This is a genomic window from Bradyrhizobium sp. SZCCT0231 (genome assembly GCF_018130245.1).
In the GTDB taxonomy this organism is placed as follows: Bacteria; Pseudomonadota; Alphaproteobacteria; order Rhizobiales; family Xanthobacteraceae; genus Bradyrhizobium; species Bradyrhizobium japonicum_F.
Genome location: NZ_JAFCKP010000004.1, coordinates 313,322 through 330,306, shown reverse-complemented (window position 1 = coordinate 330,306; position 16,985 = coordinate 313,322). Strand labels below are relative to the sequence as shown.

16 protein-coding genes are annotated in these 16,985 nt (G+C 66.2%); 7 read left to right on the top strand and 9 right to left on the bottom strand.

The window, feature by feature from the left end; all coding sequences use genetic code 11:
• The 4 genes from pyrF to JQ566_RS14495 all read left to right on the top strand — a co-directional run bounded on the left by pyrF (position 1) and on the right by JQ566_RS14495 (position 2,921).
• The gene (gene pyrF, locus JQ566_RS14510) at positions 1 to 714 is read left to right on the top strand and encodes an orotidine-5'-phosphate decarboxylase (protein WP_212372925.1); all 714 of its coding nucleotides are present in this window, start codon (positions 1 to 3) and stop codon (positions 712 to 714) included.
• Between the two features lie 93 nt (positions 715 to 807).
• Positions 808 to 1,119, top strand: a complete 312-nt coding sequence (locus tag JQ566_RS14505; protein ID WP_212372924.1) for a DUF1330 domain-containing protein — start codon at positions 808 to 810, stop codon at positions 1,117 to 1,119.
• Between the two features lie 259 nt (positions 1,120 to 1,378).
• Positions 1,379 to 2,194, top strand: a complete 816-nt coding sequence (dapB, locus tag JQ566_RS14500) for a 4-hydroxy-tetrahydrodipicolinate reductase (RefSeq protein ID WP_212372922.1) — start codon at positions 1,379 to 1,381, stop codon at positions 2,192 to 2,194.
• 103 nt (positions 2,195 to 2,297) lie between these two features.
• Positions 2,298 to 2,921 carry a 2,3-bisphosphoglycerate-dependent phosphoglycerate mutase gene (locus JQ566_RS14495; protein ID WP_212372920.1) on the top strand — a complete coding sequence of 208 codons (624 nt, stop codon included), beginning with the start codon at positions 2,298 to 2,300 and terminating at the stop codon, positions 2,919 to 2,921.
• 162 nt (positions 2,922 to 3,083) lie between these two features.
• Here JQ566_RS14495 and JQ566_RS14490 read toward each other — a convergent pair whose 3' ends face one another.
• Both JQ566_RS14490 and JQ566_RS14485 read right to left on the bottom strand, forming a co-directional pair.
• Positions 3,084 to 3,980, bottom strand: a complete 897-nt coding sequence (locus JQ566_RS14490; RefSeq protein WP_212372918.1) for a methylated-DNA--[protein]-cysteine S-methyltransferase — start codon at positions 3,978 to 3,980, stop codon at positions 3,084 to 3,086.
• A gap of 55 nt (positions 3,981 to 4,035) precedes the next feature.
• Positions 4,036 to 4,569, bottom strand: a complete 534-nt coding sequence (locus JQ566_RS14485) for a DUF2244 domain-containing protein (RefSeq protein WP_212372916.1) — start codon at positions 4,567 to 4,569, stop codon at positions 4,036 to 4,038.
• Between the two features lie 22 nt (positions 4,570 to 4,591).
• Between JQ566_RS14485 and nth the strand changes: the two genes are divergently transcribed.
• Positions 4,592 to 5,344 (top strand): endonuclease III, encoded by a 753-nt coding sequence (gene nth, locus JQ566_RS14480; RefSeq protein WP_212372914.1) that lies wholly within the window; start codon positions 4,592 to 4,594, stop codon positions 5,342 to 5,344.
• A gap of 23 nt (positions 5,345 to 5,367) precedes the next feature.
• Here nth and JQ566_RS14475 read toward each other — a convergent pair whose 3' ends face one another.
• From JQ566_RS14475 to JQ566_RS14465, 3 genes are all read right to left on the bottom strand, one after another.
• The gene (locus JQ566_RS14475) at positions 5,368 to 6,108 is read right to left on the bottom strand and encodes a sulfate transporter family protein (protein ID WP_212372912.1); all 741 of its coding nucleotides are present in this window, start codon (positions 6,106 to 6,108) and stop codon (positions 5,368 to 5,370) included.
• 269 nt (positions 6,109 to 6,377) lie between these two features.
• Positions 6,378 to 6,824, bottom strand: coding sequence for a nickel-responsive transcriptional regulator NikR (nikR, locus tag JQ566_RS14470; RefSeq protein ID WP_212372910.1), 447 nt, complete (start codon positions 6,822 to 6,824; stop codon positions 6,378 to 6,380).
• Positions 6,825 to 6,960: 136 nt separating this feature from the next.
• On the bottom strand, positions 6,961 to 9,402 hold the full coding sequence (locus tag JQ566_RS14465) for a heavy metal translocating P-type ATPase (RefSeq protein ID WP_212372908.1): 2,442 nt from the start codon (positions 9,400 to 9,402) through the stop codon (positions 6,961 to 6,963).
• A gap of 76 nt (positions 9,403 to 9,478) precedes the next feature.
• Between JQ566_RS14465 and JQ566_RS14460 the strand changes: the two genes are divergently transcribed.
• Positions 9,479 to 9,754: a metal-sensitive transcriptional regulator gene (locus JQ566_RS14460; protein WP_212372906.1), complete on the top strand. Its 276-nt coding sequence runs from the start codon at positions 9,479 to 9,481 to the stop codon at positions 9,752 to 9,754.
• A gap of 179 nt (positions 9,755 to 9,933) precedes the next feature.
• On the opposite strand, the gene JQ566_RS14455 is transcribed toward JQ566_RS14460, so the two are convergent.
• Positions 9,934 to 10,899, bottom strand: coding sequence for a YiiX/YebB-like N1pC/P60 family cysteine hydrolase (locus JQ566_RS14455; protein ID WP_212372904.1), 966 nt, complete (start codon positions 10,897 to 10,899; stop codon positions 9,934 to 9,936).
• 191 nt (positions 10,900 to 11,090) lie between these two features.
• Here JQ566_RS14455 and JQ566_RS14450 point away from each other — a divergent pair, with 191 nt between their 5' ends.
• Positions 11,091 to 12,479 carry a flavin monoamine oxidase family protein gene (locus JQ566_RS14450; RefSeq protein WP_212372902.1) on the top strand — a complete coding sequence of 463 codons (1,389 nt, stop codon included), beginning with the start codon at positions 11,091 to 11,093 and terminating at the stop codon, positions 12,477 to 12,479.
• A gap of 183 nt (positions 12,480 to 12,662) precedes the next feature.
• Here JQ566_RS14450 and JQ566_RS14445 read toward each other — a convergent pair whose 3' ends face one another.
• The 3 genes from JQ566_RS14445 to pheS are packed head-to-tail and all read right to left on the bottom strand — an operon-like array spanning position 12,663 to position 16,917.
• Positions 12,663 to 13,433, bottom strand: a complete 771-nt coding sequence (locus JQ566_RS14445) for a sulfite exporter TauE/SafE family protein (protein WP_212372900.1) — start codon at positions 13,431 to 13,433, stop codon at positions 12,663 to 12,665.
• Positions 13,430 to 15,838, bottom strand: a complete 2,409-nt coding sequence (gene pheT / locus JQ566_RS14440) for a phenylalanine--tRNA ligase subunit beta (protein ID WP_212372898.1) — start codon at positions 15,836 to 15,838, stop codon at positions 13,430 to 13,432. Before pheT ends, JQ566_RS14445 begins: the two co-directional genes overlap by 4 nt.
• Positions 15,835 to 16,917: a phenylalanine--tRNA ligase subunit alpha gene (gene pheS / locus JQ566_RS14435; protein WP_212372895.1), complete on the bottom strand. Its 1,083-nt coding sequence runs from the start codon at positions 16,915 to 16,917 to the stop codon at positions 15,835 to 15,837. Before pheS ends, pheT begins: the two co-directional genes overlap by 4 nt.
• Positions 16,918 to 16,985: the final 68 nt, after the last annotated feature.

The following is a 16,985-nucleotide window of genomic DNA, read 5'->3' as shown; positions in this document are numbered from 1 at the left end:
ATGACGCCAGCCGAGATCGCCCCGAAGGACCGCCTGATCGTTGCGCTCGACCTGCCGAGCGTTGATGCCGCGGAGGCGATGATCGCGAAGCTCGGCGACAGCGTCTCGTTCTACAAGATCGGCTATCAGCTCGCTTATGCCGGCGGACTGCCGTTGATCGGAAAGCTCGCCGACAAAGGCAAGAAGGTCTTTGCCGATCTCAAGATGCACGACATCGGCAATACGGTGACGCGTGGTGTGGAGAGCGTCGCCAGGCTGGGCGCGACCTTCGTCACCGTGCACGCCTATCCGCAGACCATGAAGGGCGCCGTCGAAGGCCGCGGCAGTGCCAGCCTGAAGATCCTCGCCGTCACGGTGCTGACCTCCTACAACGACGACGATTTGCATGCGGCCGGCTATCGGCTCAGCGTGTCGGAGTTGGTCGAGGCGCGCGCGCAGCAGGCGCAGGTGATCGGCGTCGACGGGCTGGTGTCCTCGCCGGAGGAAGTCGGCAGCCTGCGCAAGATCGTCGGCCACCAGATGAGCCTCGTCACCCCCGGCATTCGTCCGGCGGGAGCCGCCAGCGGTGACCAGAAGCGCATCATGACGCCGGGCCGTGCGATCACCGCGGGCGCGGATTATCTCGTTGTCGGGCGCCCGGTGGTGGAAGCCGCCGATCCGAAGGCTGTCGCCGACGCCATCCACGCCGAGATCGCGCAAGCTCTCGGAGCATGATCCAGACCCGAAGGGCCGCGTGAGCGCAAAGTGTGAAGCGGTTTTCCGATCAGATCATGCTCAAATAGAGACCAACAACAAGGGAGAAGAACAATGGCAAAAGGCTACTGGATCGGACGCGTCGACGTGAACAATGACGAGGGCTACAAGCCCTACACCGTCGCCAATGGTTCGATCTTCAAGAAATGGGGCGGCCGCTTCGTCGTCCGCGGCGGCAAGTTCACCACCGTCGAGGGCGCCAGCCGCACCCGCAACGTCGTGATCGAATTCCCGGACTATCAGACCGCGATCGCCTGCTACAATTCGCCGGAATACCAGGCCAACATCAAGGTGCGCCAGCCGCACTCGATCGCCGACCTGATCATCATCGAGGGCTATGACGGCCCGCAGCCGCAGGACGGCTGAGGCACGATCCTGTCTTACCCTCCCCTGGAGGGGGAGGGTCGGCACGCGATCGAGCGAAGCGAGATTGCGTGACGGGGTGGGGTGATCTCTCCACTCGGGCACTGTTCGTCGCGGAGGGACCGTCACCCCACCCCGCTCGCGCTGCGCGCGATCGACCCTCCCCCTCCAGGGGAGGGTAAGCGCGCCTGCGCCCCCGATCCCCCTCGGTTGCCGGAACTGCATCCCCCCGCTACAACGGCCTTTCGAAGAGGATCACACCATGTCCGACATGCGCTTGATTGTTGCTGGGGCCGGTGGCCGGATGGGCCGGGCACTGGTGCGGGCGATTGCCGAGAGCAAGGGCGCGGTGCTGGCGGGCGCGCTGGAGGCGCCGGGCTCCGAGCTGCTCGGCAAGGATGCCGGCGTGCTCGCAGGCCTGCCGGCCAACGGCATCACGCTCTCGGCCGATCTCTGGGCGATGTCGAAGGATGCCGACGGCATCCTCGATTTCACCGTGCCGGCGGCGACCATCGCCAATGTCGCGATCGCCGCCCAGCGCGGCCTCGTGCATGTCATCGGCACGACCGGCCTGTCCGGCTCGGACAATGCCGTGATCAAGAGCGTCACCAATCGCGCGGTGGTGGTGCAATCCGGCAATATGAGCCTGGGCGTCAATCTGCTCGCCGCCGTGGTCAAGCGCGTCGCCAAGGCGCTCGACCAGAGCTTCGACATCGAGATCGTCGAAACCCATCACCGCATGAAGGTCGATGCGCCCTCGGGCACCGCGCTGATGCTGGGCCAGGCCGCAGCCAGCGGCCGCGGCGTCACCCTCGATGACCATTCCGAGCGTGGCCGTGACGGCATCACCGGCGCGCGCCGGCCGGGCAATATCGGCTTCGCCTCCTTGCGCGGCGGCACCGTCGCCGGCGATCACAGCGTGACCTTCCTCGGCCCGTTCGAGCGCCTGACGCTGTCGCATCAGGCCGAGGACCGCATGCTGTTCGCCCATGGTGCGCTCAAGGCGGCGCTGTGGGCGCAGGGCAAGGCGCCGGGGCACTACACCATGGCCGACGTGCTCGGCCTATCCGACATCTGAACCAGAGCATGATCCGGACCCGGAGGGCCGCGTTCGCGCAAAGTGTGAAGCGGTTTTCCGACAAGATCATGCTCAAAACAATAAACGAGATGGAAAGCAGTCGATGAGTGAACGTCTCCTCGTGCTCGTGCGCCATGGCCAGAGCGAATGGAATCTGAAGAACCTGTTCACGGGCTGGAAGGACCCTGACCTCACCGAGCTCGGCGTGAAGGAAGCCAAGGAAGCCGGCCGCAAGCTGAAGGCGCAGGGCCTGGTGTTCGACGTCGCCTACACCTCGGTGCTGACGCGCGCGCAGCACACGCTCGATCTCATCCTCGCCGAGCTCGGCCAGGAGGGTCTGCCGACTTCGAAGGACCTCGCGCTGAACGAGCGCGACTATGGCGATCTCTCCGGCCTCAACAAGGACGATGCGCGCAAGAAATGGGGCGAGGACCAGGTGCTGATCTGGCGCCGTTCCTACGACGTGCCGCCGCCCGGCGGCGAAAGCCTGAAGGACACGCTGGCGCGTGCCTTGCCCTATTACGTGCAGGAGATCCTGCCCGGCGTGCTCAACGGCAAGCGCACGCTGGTTGCCGCCCACGGCAATTCGCTGCGCGCGCTGATCATGGTGCTGGAAAAGCTGTCACCCGAAGGCATCCTGAAGCGCGAGCTCGCCACCGGCGTGCCGATCATCTACCGGCTCAATGCGGATTCGACCGTGGCCTCGAAGCTGGATCTGGCGGGTTAGGCTTTCGCCGCACACGCGGTGCCGTAGGGTGGGCAAAGCGACTTGTCCGCCGTAGCTCGACGAGCGAAGGCGGAAGCGTGTCCCACGCAGCGTCAGCGATTTGAGAAAGATGGTGGGCACGGCGCTATGCGCCTTTGCCCACCCTACGCGTGCTTGTTGCGCCTACTGCACCCCCAGCTGCCCCGCTTCCCAGCCCAGCATCGCCTGCTTGCGGGTAATGCCCCAGTGATAGCCGGTGAGCGTGCCGCTCTTGCCGAGCGCGCGGTGGCAGGGCACGACGAAGGAGACCGGGTTCTTGCCGACCGCCGCGCCGACGGCGCGCGAGGCTTTCGGATTGTCGATGTTGCAGGCGATGTCGGAATAGGACACCGCGCGTCCCATCGGAATTTTCAGCAGCGTCTCCCACACCCGCACCTCGAAATCGGTACCGATCAGGACCACGCGCAGCGGCTGGTCCGGCCGCCACAGCTTTGGGTCGAAGATGCGCGCTGCGAGCGGCGCGGTGCCGTCGTGATCTTCCACATAGGTCGCGCTGGGCCAGCGCCGCGTCATGTCGGCGAGTGCGATCTTCTCTTCGCCGTGATCGGCAAAGGCAAGTCCGGACAAGCCGCGGTCGGTCGCGATCACGATCGCGGTGCCGAACGGCGAGGGGTGGAAGCCGTAGCGCAGGGTGAGGCCGGCACCGCCGTTCTTCCACTCGCCCGGCGACATCGCTTCATGGGTGACGAAGAGATCGTGCAGCCGGCCCGGCCCCGACAGACCGGAGTCGAGCGCCGCGTCGAGGATGCTGGCCGAATCCCTGAGCAGGTTCTTGGCGTGGTCGAGGGTGAGCGCCTGCATGAAAGCCTTCGGCGTGATCGAGGCCCAGCGGCGGAACAGATGGTGCAGCTCATCCGGCGTGACGCCGGCGGCATCCGCCATCGCCTCGATGGTCGGCTGCGCGCGCCAGTTCGCCGAGATGAAGGCGATCGCCCGCCGCACCGAATCATAGTCGCGCAACGCGGCGTTCTGGGTGCCCGGCCTGGCCAGGCGCTGGTCATGTATCGCGAGGGTCATCATGTCCGGAAATGTAGGAGAGGGGCGGGTCTGAAACCACCCGATTTCCGATGCGGGATCAGCTGATCGGGTTGTAGGTCGGCCCGCGTTTGGCGGCGTTCAGGGCCTCAACCAAGCCTTTATAAAAACTTGCCTTTTCCTCGGGTCCCAGGAACCTCGCGATCTGGATCTGGTGGCCGCGCGAGATCAGATAGAGATGCTCGATGCCGAAGTCCTCGTCGATCTCCATGTCGAGGCGGACCCAGAGCGGATTGAAGGTCCATTCGGCGACCTGGCCGCGATGGCTGATGCGTCTCACGCGCAGCTCGGAGGCCGTGACGGTGATCTGCTCGCGCGCCCGCCCGGTGCCGAAATTGACCTTGAAGGCCCACCAGACCACGAGCACGTCGAGACCGAAGAAGCCGAGCACGGGCCAGGCGCCCATCATCAGGAAAGCGAGGCCCGTGACGAAGCTGACGGCGCTCAGGAACAGCATCACGGCGAGAAAGCCGGTGCGGTTCAGCGAGCGGTGCGGCGTCAGCAGTGCGGAGAAGATCTGAGGCTCGTTCTCGCTTTCAGATTGCGCGCGCTCAATTTCGTTGCCTGTGCTCATCGTCCATCAGTATATCCCGATCATGGCGAAAATCACCCGCAAGCCGGTCCCGCGCAAAGCGGCGGTTCCGAAGAAAAAGGCAAAACCGGTCGCGGCCAAGCCGAAAGCGCCCGCAAAGAAATCGCTCAAAGCCACAAGACCCTGGACTCCCGCCGAGGTCCGCGAGGTGTTCAGCCGCTTCCGCAAGGCCAATCCGGAGCCGAAGGGCGAGCTCGAGCACGTCAATCCGTTCACGCTGCTGGTCGCCGTGGTGCTGTCGGCGCAGGCGACCGACGCCGGCGTCAACAAGGCGACGCGCGCATTGTTCGAGGTGGCCGATACCCCGCAGAAGATGTTCGATCTCGGCGAGGAGTCCTTACGCGAGTACATCAGGACGATCGGTCTCTACCGCACCAAGGCGAAGAACGTGATCGCGCTGTCGGCCAAGCTGCTCGGCGAATTCGGCGGCCAGGTGCCGCGCACGCGCGCGGAGATCGAATCGTTGCCCGGCGCAGGACGCAAGACGGCCAACGTCGTGCTCAACATGGCCTTCGGCGAGCACACCATGGCGGTCGACACGCATGTCTTCCGCGTCGGCAACCGGACCGGACTTGCGCCCGGCAAGACGCCGCTGGAGGTCGAGCTTGGCCTCGAAAAGCTGATCCCGGCCGAGTTCATGCTGCATGCGCATCACTGGCTGATCCTGCACGGCCGCTATACTTGTCTCGCCCGCAAGCCGCGCTGCGAGGTCTGCCTGATCAACGATCTCTGCCGGTGGCCGGAGAAGACGGTGTGAGCAGGCCCGTGCGCCGGCCGTCGTCACCGCACCTGGCGCGCCGGCTCGATCAGCTCGGGCCGCGGGCCTGATAGCCGCTTGTGCATGTGAACCATGAAGGCCATGCCGAAGATCGGCGTCGCCAGATTGACGATCGGTATCGAGACGAAGGCGGCGATGAACAGCCCGGCGGTGAAGACGGTCGCGGCATTGTCGCGCCGCATCGCCTTGGCTTCATCCGGGGAGCGGAAGCGCATCGCGGCGAGCTCGAAATATTCACGTCCCAGCAGCCAGGCGGCGGCGAGGAAGAAGATCAGGAAACCTGCGCCGGCGAACAGCACCAGCGGCAAGGCGGCGAGATAGACCAGGATCGTCAAGAGCGCGGTCTTGACGCCCTCGAGGATCGCCTGGCTGAACGGCAGCGCCATGCCCGGCCGCTCGGCGGGATAGTGCTCGCGCTCGACGATGTCGGCGACATCGTCGACGAACAGGCTCGCCACCAGCGAGGTGATCGCGGGCATCAGGAACACGCCGCCGAACACGACACCGAGGCCCGCCGCGATCGAGACGATCCAGGAGAGAACCTCGAGCGACGAATGCCAGCCCGGCCCGAGCAGGCCCTCCAGCCACACCTCGCCAGAGGTCGCAAACCAGCTCAGCAGCCGCTGCAAGCCGATCGCCAGCACGGTGATCAGCACCAGCGCAAGCCCGATCGATCGCCACAGGATCGAGCGCATCGGCGGCGAGATCATTTGCGACAGCGCCTTGATGGCGGCATCCAGCATGGGGGTCCTCTGAGGTAGACACTTTGCGAGAGGTAGAGATGCGAGGCGGCTTCGGCAAGGGCGGCGGTCTGCCGCGAAGGTGGCGCGATCTCTTGCTGACCCTCCCCTGGAGGGGGAGGGTCGGCACGTGATCGAGCGAAGCGAGATCGCGTGACGGGGTGGGGTGATCTCTCCACTCGGGCACGGTTCGTCGCGGAGGGACCGTCACCCCACCCCGCTCGCGCTACGCGCGATCGACCCTCCCCCTCCAGGGGAGGGTAAGATCCAGCCTACTCGTGCCGGTGCCCATGCTTCCTTGCCTTCGCCTGCTTGCCGTCGCCGGTCGGGATCATCACCACGCGGCCGTAGCGCACGCCGCGTTCGGCGATGATGTGGTCGGCGAAATGCCTGACCTCGGAGGCGGCGCCGCGCAGCGCCGTCATCTCCATGCAATTGTTGTCGTCGAGATGGACGTGCAGCGTCGCCAGCGCGAGGTCGTGGTGGCCGTGGAATTCCTGCACCAGCCGTTTCGACAGATCGCGCGCGGCGTGGTCGTAGACATAGACGAGACCGGCAACGCATAGGCCGGTCTGCGCCGTGTCCTCGGTGCTCTGCTGCAGTCCGGCGCGCGCGAGGTCGCGGATGATCTCGGAGCGGTTCTGGTAGCCGCGCGCTTCGGCTGCGGCATCGATCTCCGCCAGGAGATCGTCCTCGATCGTGATCGTAATCCGCTGCATCAGATAGTCCCCGTGGGTCTCGCCTGTGTCCCGTGAACCGTAGCCCGGATGGAGCGAAGCGCAATCCGGGGCGATGCCAATATGTGGGCAGGACCCCCGGATTTCGCTTGCGCTCCATCCGGGCTACGCAGGGTCCTTACAGCCGCGTCGCACGAAGCCGCAGCGCGTTGCCGACCACGCTCACCGAGGACAGCGCCATCGCCGCCGCGGCGATGATCGGGGAGAGCAGCAGGCCGAACGCCGGATAGAGGACGCCGGCCGCGATCGGAATGCCGCCGGCATTGTAGATGAAGGCGAAGAACAGGTTCTGGCGGATGTTGCTCATGGTCGCCTGCGACAGCTTTCGCGCCCGCACGATGCCGACGAGGTCGCCCTTGAGCAGGGTGATGCCGGCGCTTTCCATCGCGACGTCCGTGCCGGTGCCCATGGCGATGCCGACCTCGGCGGCCGCCAGCGCCGGCGCATCGTTGACGCCGTCGCCGGCCATCGCGACGCTGCGGCCGGCCTTTTGCAGCTTGGTCACCACCGCGCTCTTCTGGTCCGGCAGCACCTCGGCTTCGACATCGGCGATGCCGAGCCGGCGCGCCACGGCCTCGGCCGTCGTGCGGTTGTCGCCGGTCAGCATGATGACCTTGATGCCTTCCGCCGCCAGCGCCTTCAGCGCCTCCGGGGTCGAGGCCTTGACCGGATCGGCGATCGCGAACAGGCCGGCCAGCCGGCCGTCGACGGCCATGTTGATCACGGTCGCGCCGTCGCCGCGCAGCCGTTCGGCTTCCGCGTCGAGCGTCTTGGTGTCGATGCCGATCGACGTCAGGTATCTGGCATTGCCGAGCACGATGGTCTTGCCGTCGACCTTGCCGGTCGCGCCCTTGCCCGTCGGCGAATCGAATTGCTCGACCTGGCCGAGGGCGAGCTGCTTCTCCTTCGCCGCGCGCACGATGGCGTCAGCCAGGGGATGCTCGCTGGCGCGCTCGACGGTGGCGGCAAGCCGGAGGATGTCGTCCTCCGCAAAGCCGGCCGCCGGCACGATCGCGACCACCTTGGGCTTGCCCTCGGTCAGCGTGCCGGTCTTGTCGACCACCAGCGTGTCGATCTTCTCCATCCGCTCCAGCGCCTCGGCGTTCTTGATCAGGACGCCCCCTTGCGCACCGCGGCCGACGCCGACCATGATCGACATCGGGGTCGCGAGGCCCAGCGCGCAGGGGCAGGCGATGATCAGCACGCTGACGGCAGCGACGAGGCCGAAGGCCAGCCGCGGCTCCGGTCCGAACCAGGCCCAGGCGCCGAAGGCGGCGAGGGCGACGACGATCACCATCGGCACGAACCAGCCGGAGACCTGGTCGGCCAGGCGCTGGATCGGCGCACGCGAGCGCTGTGCATCCGCAACCATCTGCACGATCTGCGACAGCAGCGTCTCGCGCCCGACCTTGTCGGCGCGCATGATGAAGCTGCCGGACTGGTTCAGCGTGCCGGCAATGACCTTGGCGCCGGTCTCCTTGGTGACCGGCATGGATTCGCCTGTCACCAGCGATTCATCGAGCGACGAGCGGCCTTCGAGAATGATGCCATCGACCGGCACCTTCTCGCCGGGACGAACGCGCAGGCGATCGTCGGCATGGAGCGTGTCGATCTCGACCTCGTGCTCGCTGCCGTCAGCGTCAACGCGGCGCGCGGTCTTGGGCGCGAGCTGCAGCAGCGCCTTGATCGCGCCCGAGGTCGCGTCGCGGGCGCGCAGCTCCAGCACCTGGCCGAGCAGCACCAGCACGGTGATGACGGCCGCAGCCTCGAAATAGACCGCGACCGCGCCCTCATGCTCGCGGAACGTGGCGGGGAAGATCTGCGGCGTGACGGTGCCGAGCACGCTGTAGACATAGGCAACGCCGGTGCCCATCGCGATCAGTGTGAACATGTTGAGGTTGCGCGTCAGCAGCGACTGCCAGCCGCGGACGAAGAACGGCCAGCCCGCCCACAGCACCACGGGCGTGGCGAAGACGAGCTGGATCCAGTTCGACAGCGTCGGATCGATCCAGCTGTGGGGGCCCGCGAGATGGCCGCCCATCTCCAGCGCCACCGGCGGCAGCGACAGCACGCCGCCGATCCAGAACCGGCGCGTCATGTCGGCGAGCTCCGGATTGGGGCCGGTCTCCAGGCTTGCGACCTCCGGCTCCAGCGCCATGCCGCAGATCGGGCAGGTGCCGGGTCCGACCTGACGGATTTCCGGGTGCATCGGACAGGTGTAGATCGTGCCCGCGGGCATCTCGGGCTCGGGCGCCTTCTCCTTGGCGAGGTATTTGGCGGGATCGGCGGCGAATTTGGTGCGGCATCCGGCCGAGCAGAAATGGAAGGTCTCGCCGTGATGTTCGAAGCGATGCTTCGAGGTCGCGGGATCGACCGTCATGCCGCAGACGGGGTCTTTGACCTTGGTTGCGGCGTCACCATGGTCATGGCCGTGATGATCGCCATGTCCGCCGCAGCACGAGGAGGTCGCGGGCTTGGCTGCCGGCGCTGCAGCCTTCGTGGAACAGCCGCATCCGGAATGCGTTTCCGCCTCGTGATGATGCCCGTGTTCGTTGTTCATTGCCATGCTCCGGCCCCTGTGGCTGGTCTTTTACTTGGATCTTGCAACCCATACCCGGTAGGGGTATATAGACCGCATGCGCAAGGACATCAAGGCATCTATCGGAAAACGTCTCGGCCGGATCGAGGGTCAGGTTCGTGGCCTCTCGAAAATGGTAGAGGAAGACCGCTACTGTATCGACATCGTGACGCAGATTTCGGCGGTGCGCGCCGCGCTGCGCCGGGTCGAGGAGGAGGTCCTGAAGGACCACGTCGCCCATTGCGTCGAGCACGCCATCACCAGCGGCGACAAGGCCGACCAGCGCGCGAAGATCGCGGAACTGATGGCGGTGATCGGGCGGGCGGAGCGGTAACGCGCGCTCGTAGCGTTCCCGGAGCCGGCGACCACAGTCTCGTAGGGTGGGCAAAGCGGAGCGTGCCCACCATCCATCAGTGATCGCGTGAGAATGGCGCTTCGCGCCTTTGCCCACCCTACGAGACCGGGCGAGATCTTCCGCACGTCGTCCTGGCCTTCGCCGGGACGACGGTGAACCTAAGCCGCCATCTCCCGCGCCCGCGGGCGATACATCGCGAGCTCGCTCAGCTGCACGAAATGTTCGGAGAAAGCCAAGCTGGCTTGCGCAGGCTGCGCGCTCACTTCTTCAGCCGGAATCTCAGCCGGCGCTTCTTCGTCAATCGCCTCAGGAACGAGCGGCGGCGCACAGTTCGTTTCTGGAAACACACTGAACGCGCCCGCTACCTCCTCGAGCGGCTTCTGCTTGTCGGCCCAGTGCAAGGCCGTGTAGTCGAACCCGTGCACGATGGTGGGTTTGACGACTTCGAAATAGGGCGAGATGTCGAAGTCGCGGGGCATGTAGAGCGAGGAATCGCGGATGTGCAGGATCTCGCGGCGGGCGGCGCGGCTGCCGGCCTTGGTGATCTTCGGCAGGATCGGATAGCGCACCGCGTCGAAGGCCTGCGCGATCAGCGCGGAGCAGATGATCTTGGTCGGGTCGCCCGAGCCGATCGCGATCATGCGCCGCCGCCAGCGCTGCGGTATCGGCAGCGGGAACAGGTAGCGCATGAGATCAACGATGTTCTTGGTGTCGTAGCCGAAGCCGATGCGGTTGATCGCATAGCGGCAGACCGTGGTGCGGTCCTCATAGGACAGCCCGACCGGGCGGCAGACGCGGGTGTGATAGGAGAAATATTTCGACAGCGGTGCCGAGGTGACGCCTTCGCCGATATTGGCCTCGATCAGCACATGCGGCTCACCGTTAGGCTCCTGGGCGCCTTCGATCAGACCGACATAGAGCGCGGCATGCGACCAGGTCGACTGCGTCAGATATTTGATGATGCCGGAGATGCGGTTGTTGCCTTCGACCAGCAGCACGTCGCCGGGCTCGATGAGGCCGCGCAGATGCTCCGGGTCGCTCGGCGTGAACGGCTCATAGCCCGGCACATCCTTCGAGAGGTACGCGGCAATCAGCTTGCCGACTGAATCCAGGACCGTCCCCATTTCGAACTCCCCCACGGCCTTGTCCAGCCTTCGTTTTTCCTTCTCTATCATGGTCGAAACGTGTTGCAATTCGGTTCATCACTCTGTGAGATCAAGCATGATTGATTCACCATGATGGTTGCTGCGCAACATCAGATACGGCAAGGTTCGCGGGCTGTTCCCGTTCGCCGCAAGTCTCCGGAAACCATGACATGACAATCACGCGCCGCGGTTTCCTTGTCGCGTCGGCGGCACTTGCGGCGATCCCGGTCTCGCGCGCATCCGCCGCGCCACTGCCACGCGAGGCCGACATCGTCGTGATCGGTGCGGGCGCTGCGGGAATTGCCGCGGCGCGGCGCATCATGGCGACGGGCCGCAGGGTCATTGTGGTGGAAGCGGCATCGCAAGTCGGCGGCCGCTGCATCACGGACAGCACCACCTTCGACACGCCATTCGACCGTGGCGCGCGCTGGATGCACAATCCCGACACCAACCCGATGATCCGGCTGGCGCGCGGCCTCGGACTCGACGTGCTGCCGGCGCCATCGGGCCAGAAGATGCGCATCGGCCGCCGCAACGCGCGTGCAGGCGAGACCGAGCAGTTCCTGGCCGCGCTGGTGCGCGCCAACCGCGCCATCGACGAGGCCGCACGCGGCAAGCTCGACACCTCCTGCGCGTCCGTGCTGCCGAAGGATCTCGGCGACTGGGTCGGCGCGGTCGAGTTCATGCTGGGCGCGAGCTTCGCCGGCAAGGACCTGAAGGAGCTGTCCGCGATCGACAAGGGACGCGCGCAGGACCGCAACGCGGCGATCGCCTGCCGTCAGGGCCTCGGCACGCTGATCAGCAAGCTCGCCGAGCAGACGCCGGTGGCGCTGTCGACGCCGGCGAGCCGCATCGCCTGGAGCAATCGCGACGTCAGTGTCGAGACCCAAGCCGGCAAGATCGCCGCGCGCGCCGCCATCGTCACGGTCTCGACCAACGTGCTGACATCGGGCGCGATCAAGTTCGCGCCCGACATTCCCAAGCGGACGTTGGACGCGGCATCGAAGCTCAGCCTCGGCAGCTACGATCGCATCGTGCTGCAATTGCCGGGCAATCCGCTCGGCCTGTCGCGCGACGATATCCTCATCGAGCAGAGCAATTCGACGCGCACGGCGCTCATGTTCGCCAATATCGGCGGCTCCTCGCTGTGCTCGATCGATGTCGGCGGCTCCTTCGGCCGCGATCTCTCCGAGCAGGGCGAGAAGGCCATGGTCGCCTTCGCCAAGGAGTGGATCACAAAGCTGTTCGGCAGCGAGGCCGCGGCCGTCGTGCAGAAGACCAGCGCGACGCGCTGGAACGCCTCGCCCTATGTCATGGGTGCGATGTCGGCAGCCTCGCCCGGCGGCCAGCTCTCGCGAAAGACCTTGGCCGACCCGATCGGCAACATGTTTCTCGCCGGCGAAGCCTCCCACGAGACGCTGTGGGGCACCGTTGACGGTGCCTGGGAAAGTGGCGAACGCGCCGCGGATGCAGCCTTGCGCAAGATCGGCGCGATCAAGGACGATCCCGCGGATGTCCCAACGCAGTCGACGAAGAAGCGCAGGGCCAAGCCGCAGTAGGGCAAGCAAGCGGCGACAAACTCCGCCGTCGTCCCGGACAAGCGCGCCCCTCAGGCGCGCGCAGATCCGGGACCCATACCCACAGGGCCTGGTTTGGCGAAGACTCGTGGTGACCAGCTTGCACCACAACTTCTCCCTGGGGTTATGGGTCCCCGCCTTCGCGGGGACGACCCGTGGAGAGAGCTACCGCAACACGCCGTCCAACGCGGGCAACCCAAAGATCACCGCCATCGCAATCAGCGCGTAGCAAATGCCGCGAAACACTCTCTCGCTCGCGCGGCCGAACAGCGATGCGCCGAACGCAACGCCAGCTGCGTAGACCGGGCCGACGATCAGCGACAGCACCAGCGATTCGCGGCTGATCAGGCCGGTCGTCGCATAGCTGACCATCGAGAAGAAATCCGAAGCGCCGAAGAACAGCAAGATATTGGCGCGCGCGACGATCGGGGCGATCGGGCGGCCGAGCCAGTAGCCGACGATCGGCGGGCCGCCGGTCTGCGCGAGGCCGCTGCAGAAACCGGAGAGGCCGCCGATGCCGACCGACAGCCAGGCGTGGTCCTTGCCGCGATAGCGCCAGCCCGACAGCAGCAGAAGGAGCAGCGCCGCGACGAAGCAGGAGATGATCCAGCGCGTGGTGACGGGCTCGAGCACGCTGAGGAAATAGGTGCCGACGGGCACGCCGACGAGCGCGCCCAGCACGATCACCGCGGTGGCCTTGCGGTCGGCCTTCCGCCAGGCGTCAGGGAGCAGCGGCGCGGCCGCGATGAAATCGATCACCAGCAGCAGCGCGGCAACGAGCCGCGGCGCCGCGATGCTGCTCGCCAGCGGCATGAAGATCAGCGCCGAGCCGAAGCCGGAGAAGCCGCGGGCAGCCCCCGAAACGAAAGCGACGGCGCAAAGCGCCGCCGCAATCGTGAGGTTGACGTCCTTCGGAAGGAAGTCAGCGAGCGTCATCCGCGCAAAATACCGCCAGTCTTCTTCGTGACCTCGGCCACGATCTTGGCGCCGACGGCCTCGATCTCCTGGTCGGTGAGCGTCTTCTCGCGCGGCTGGAGCGTCACCGCGATCGCGATCGACTTTCTGCCGTCGTCGATGCCCTTGCCCTCATAGACGTCGAAGACGTTGACGCCGGTGATCAGCTTCTTGTCGACGCCTTGCGCGGCGCGGACGATGTCGCCAGCCTTCACGCTGCGGTCGACGATGAAAGCAAAATCGCGCGTAACGGGCTGGAAAGCGGAGAGCTCGATCAGCGGCTTGGCGCGGGTCGGCTTCTTCTTCGCCTCCGGGATGCGGTCGAGGATCACCTCGAACACCATCAGCGGCCCGTCGGCGCCGAGCGCCTCGAGCGCTCTGGGGTGCACCTCGCCGAAATGGCCGAGCACGTTCTGCGGCCCGATCTGGATCGTGCCGGAGCGGCCCGGATGCAGCCAGCCGGGCCCGCCCGCCACGATCTGAAGCGCCTGCATCGGCGCACCGGCCGCAGCCAGCACCGCCAGCGCATCGGCCTTGGCGTCGAACACATCGGCCTGCGCCGAGCCGGTCCAGTGCCGCCCGAGACCTTCAGAGGAGGCGAAGCCGCGACGCACGCCGCTTGCCGCCATGAACTGGTCCTGCGGACGGTCGCCCTTGAAGATTTGACCAACCTCGAACAGCGCGACATCGCCAAAGCCGCGATCGGCATTGGCCTGCGCGGCCGCGATCAGGCCCGCGATCAGGGTCGGGCGCATGTCGGAGAGATCAGAGGCGATCGGGTTCGCCACTTCGAGCGCGCGCTGACCGCCACCGAACAATTCTGCCGCAGGCTTGGCAATGAACGACCACGTCACGGCCTCGACCATGCCGCGGCTCGCGAGCGCGCGCCGCACGCGGCGGGTGCGCAGCTGCAGCGGCGTCAGCACCGGTTTGCGCGCGTCCTCGCCGCGCTCGAACGGCGTCTCCGGCAGCTTGTCGACGCCGAAGATGCGGACGATCTCCTCGACGATATCGGCCTTGCCGTGCACGTCGGAGCGCCACGAGGGCACCGCGACCTTCACCACCGGGCCGGGGCCCGCCATCATGAAGCCGAGATGGGTCAGGATGCGCTTCATCTCGACCTGCGGCACCTCGATGCCGGACAGGCGCTTCACTTCCGTGACCGGGAAGTCGATGACGCGGTCATCGGCAAAGGCTTTGCCGACCACGACGGTCTCGGACGGCGCGCCGCCGCACATCTCCATCACCAGCTTGGTCGCGAGCTCGAGGCCGGGCACCATGAAGGCCGGATCGACGCCGCGCTCGAAGCGGTAGCGCGCATCCGAATTGATGCCGAGCTTGCGGCCGGTCTGGGCGATGTTGATCTCGTTCCACAGCGCCGATTCGATCAGCACGTCCGTGGTGTTCTCGTCGCAGCCCGAGGCTTCGCCGCCCATGATGCCGGCAAGCGATTCGACGCCGTGCTCGTCCGCGATCACGCAAATGGCGGGATCCAGATTGTAGGTGCGGCCGTCGAGCGCGAGCAGGCTCTCGCCGTCGCGGGCGCGGCGCACGACGAGATTGCCCTTGACCTTCTTGGCGTCGAACACATGCAGCGGCCGCGCGCGGTCGAAGGTCATGAAGTTGGTGATGTCGACCAGCGCGTTGATCGGGCGCAGCCCGATCGCGGTCAGCCGCTTCTGCAGCCATTCCGGCGACGGCTTGTTCTTGACGCCGCGCACGAGGCGGAGCGCGAAGCCCGGACACAGCGTGGAATCCTCGACCGTGACCTTCACGGGGCAGGGGAATTCGCCTCTGATTGGCTTGATCGCGGGGTCTTTGAACTTGCCCATGTCGGCAGCGGCGAGATCGCGCGCGATGCCGTGCACGCCGGTGCAGTCCTGCCGATTCGGCGTCAAATTGATCTCGACCGCGGGATCGCCGAGGCCGGCCCATTCGGCGTAAGCAGCGCCGATCGGCGCGTCCGCCGGCAACTCCATGATGCCGTCATGGTCGTTGGAGATCTGCAGCTCGGCCGCCGAGCACAGCATGCCGCGGCTCTCGACGCCGCGAATGGTGCCGATGCCGAGCGTGATGTCCTTGCCGGGAATGTAGGTGCCGGGGGCTGAGAACACGCTGACGAGCCCGGTGCGCGCATTCGGCGCGCCGCACACGACCTGCACCGGCGCACCACCGTCGCCGGTGTCGACCATGCAGACGCGCAGGCGATCCGCGTTCGGATGCTGCTCGGCCGAGACCACCTTCGCAATGGTGAACGGCTTAAGCGCCTTCGCCTTGTCCTCGATGTTCTCGACCTCGAGCCCGATCATGGTGAGCTTCTCGGCGAGCCTGTCCAGCGGTTCGTCGGTCTCGAGATGATCCTTCAGCCAGGAGAGAGTGAATTTCACGAGCTCAGCCCTCCGGCAAGCGTTGGTACTTCGAGCGGCTTGAAGCCGTAGTGGGACAGCCAGCGGACGTCGCTGTCGAACAGCTGTCGCAGGTCGGCGATGCCGTATTTCAGCATGGCGATGCGGTCGATGCCCATGCCCCAGGCAAAGCCCTGGTACTCGTCGGGATCGATGCCGCAGGCGCGCAGCACGTTCGGATGCACCATGCCGCAGCCGAGAATCTCGAGCCAGTCCTCGCCCTCGCCGAAGCGGATCTCGCCCTTGTCGCGGCGGCACTGGATGTCGACTTCCAGCGACGGCTCGGTGAACGGGAAGAACGAGGGCCGGAAGCGCATGTTGATGTGGTCGACCTCGAAGAACGCCTTGCAGAACTCGTGCAGGATCCATTTGAGGTGGCCGAGATGCGAGCTCTTGTCGATGACGAGGCCCTCGACCTGGTGGAATTGCGGCGTGTGGGTCGCGTCCGAATCGATGCGATAGGTGCGGCCCGGGCAGATCACGCGGATCGGCGGCTTCTGGCTCAGCATGGTGCGCACCTGCACCGGCGAGGTGTGGGTTCGCAGCAGCATGCGCGAGCCGTCCTCCTTCGGATGGAAGAAGAAGGTGTCGTGCATCTCGCGCGCCGGATGGCCTTCCGGGAAATTCAGTTTTGTGAAGTTGTAGTCGTCGGTCTCGATGTCCGGGCCCTCGGCCACCGAGAATCCCATGTCGGCGAAGATCGTGGTCAGCTCGTCCCAGACCTGGCTCAGCGGATGGATGCGGCCGGCATCAGTCGGCGTATCGCGCAGCGGCAGGGTAACGTCGACGGTCTCGGAGGCGAGCCGGGCATCGAGCGCCGCCGACCTCAGCACGTCGCGTCGCGCCGCAAGCGCCTGGCTGACTTCGTCCTTGGCCTGGTTGATCGCCGCTCCTTGCGTCTTGCGCTCGTCCGGCGACATCTTGCCGAGCGTGGCGAGGAGCGCCGAGATCGAGCCCTTCTTGCCAAGGGCTGCAACACGCACGGCTTCGAGCGCGGCCTCGTCGGAGGCGGCGGCGATGTCGGCGATGATCTGGGCTTGGAGCTGGGCAAGATCGGTCATGGCAATCCCTTTTGGCCAGGATGCTGAGCCGATGATCCTAGCCCGTCACGCCCGGCCCAAAAGCGCGA

What these genes read in the sequence shown, in the direction of transcription:
- nth (WP_212372914.1), top strand. Translation starts at nt 4,592, where the DNA reads ATGGCGAAAATCACCCGCAAGCCGGTCCCGCGCAAAGCGGCGGTTCCG.
- JQ566_RS14490 (WP_212372918.1), bottom strand. Translation starts at nt 3,980, where the DNA reads ATGATGACCCTCGCGATACATGACCAGCGCCTGGCCAGGCCGGGCACC.
- JQ566_RS14485 (WP_212372916.1), bottom strand. Translation starts at nt 4,569, where the DNA reads ATGAGCACAGGCAACGAAATTGAGCGCGCGCAATCTGAAAGCGAGAAC.
- JQ566_RS14505 (WP_212372924.1), top strand. Translation starts at nt 808, where the DNA reads ATGGCAAAAGGCTACTGGATCGGACGCGTCGACGTGAACAATGACGAG.
- JQ566_RS14460 (WP_212372906.1), top strand. Translation starts at nt 9,479, where the DNA reads ATGCGCAAGGACATCAAGGCATCTATCGGAAAACGTCTCGGCCGGATC.
- JQ566_RS14465 (WP_212372908.1), bottom strand. Translation starts at nt 9,402, where the DNA reads ATGAACAACGAACACGGGCATCATCACGAGGCGGAAACGCATTCCGGA.
- JQ566_RS14495 (WP_212372920.1), top strand. Translation starts at nt 2,298, where the DNA reads ATGAGTGAACGTCTCCTCGTGCTCGTGCGCCATGGCCAGAGCGAATGG.
- pyrF (WP_212372925.1), top strand. Translation starts at nt 1, where the DNA reads ATGACGCCAGCCGAGATCGCCCCGAAGGACCGCCTGATCGTTGCGCTC.
- JQ566_RS14475 (WP_212372912.1), bottom strand. Translation starts at nt 6,108, where the DNA reads ATGCTGGATGCCGCCATCAAGGCGCTGTCGCAAATGATCTCGCCGCCG.
- JQ566_RS14455 (WP_212372904.1), bottom strand. Translation starts at nt 10,899, where the DNA reads ATGGGGACGGTCCTGGATTCAGTCGGCAAGCTGATTGCCGCGTACCTC.
- nikR (WP_212372910.1), bottom strand. Translation starts at nt 6,824, where the DNA reads ATGCAGCGGATTACGATCACGATCGAGGACGATCTCCTGGCGGAGATC.
- JQ566_RS14450 (WP_212372902.1), top strand. Translation starts at nt 11,091, where the DNA reads ATGACAATCACGCGCCGCGGTTTCCTTGTCGCGTCGGCGGCACTTGCG.
- dapB (WP_212372922.1), top strand. Translation starts at nt 1,379, where the DNA reads ATGTCCGACATGCGCTTGATTGTTGCTGGGGCCGGTGGCCGGATGGGC.
- pheS (WP_212372895.1), bottom strand. Translation starts at nt 16,917, where the DNA reads ATGACCGATCTTGCCCAGCTCCAAGCCCAGATCATCGCCGACATCGCC.
- JQ566_RS14445 (WP_212372900.1), bottom strand. Translation starts at nt 13,433, where the DNA reads ATGACGCTCGCTGACTTCCTTCCGAAGGACGTCAACCTCACGATTGCG.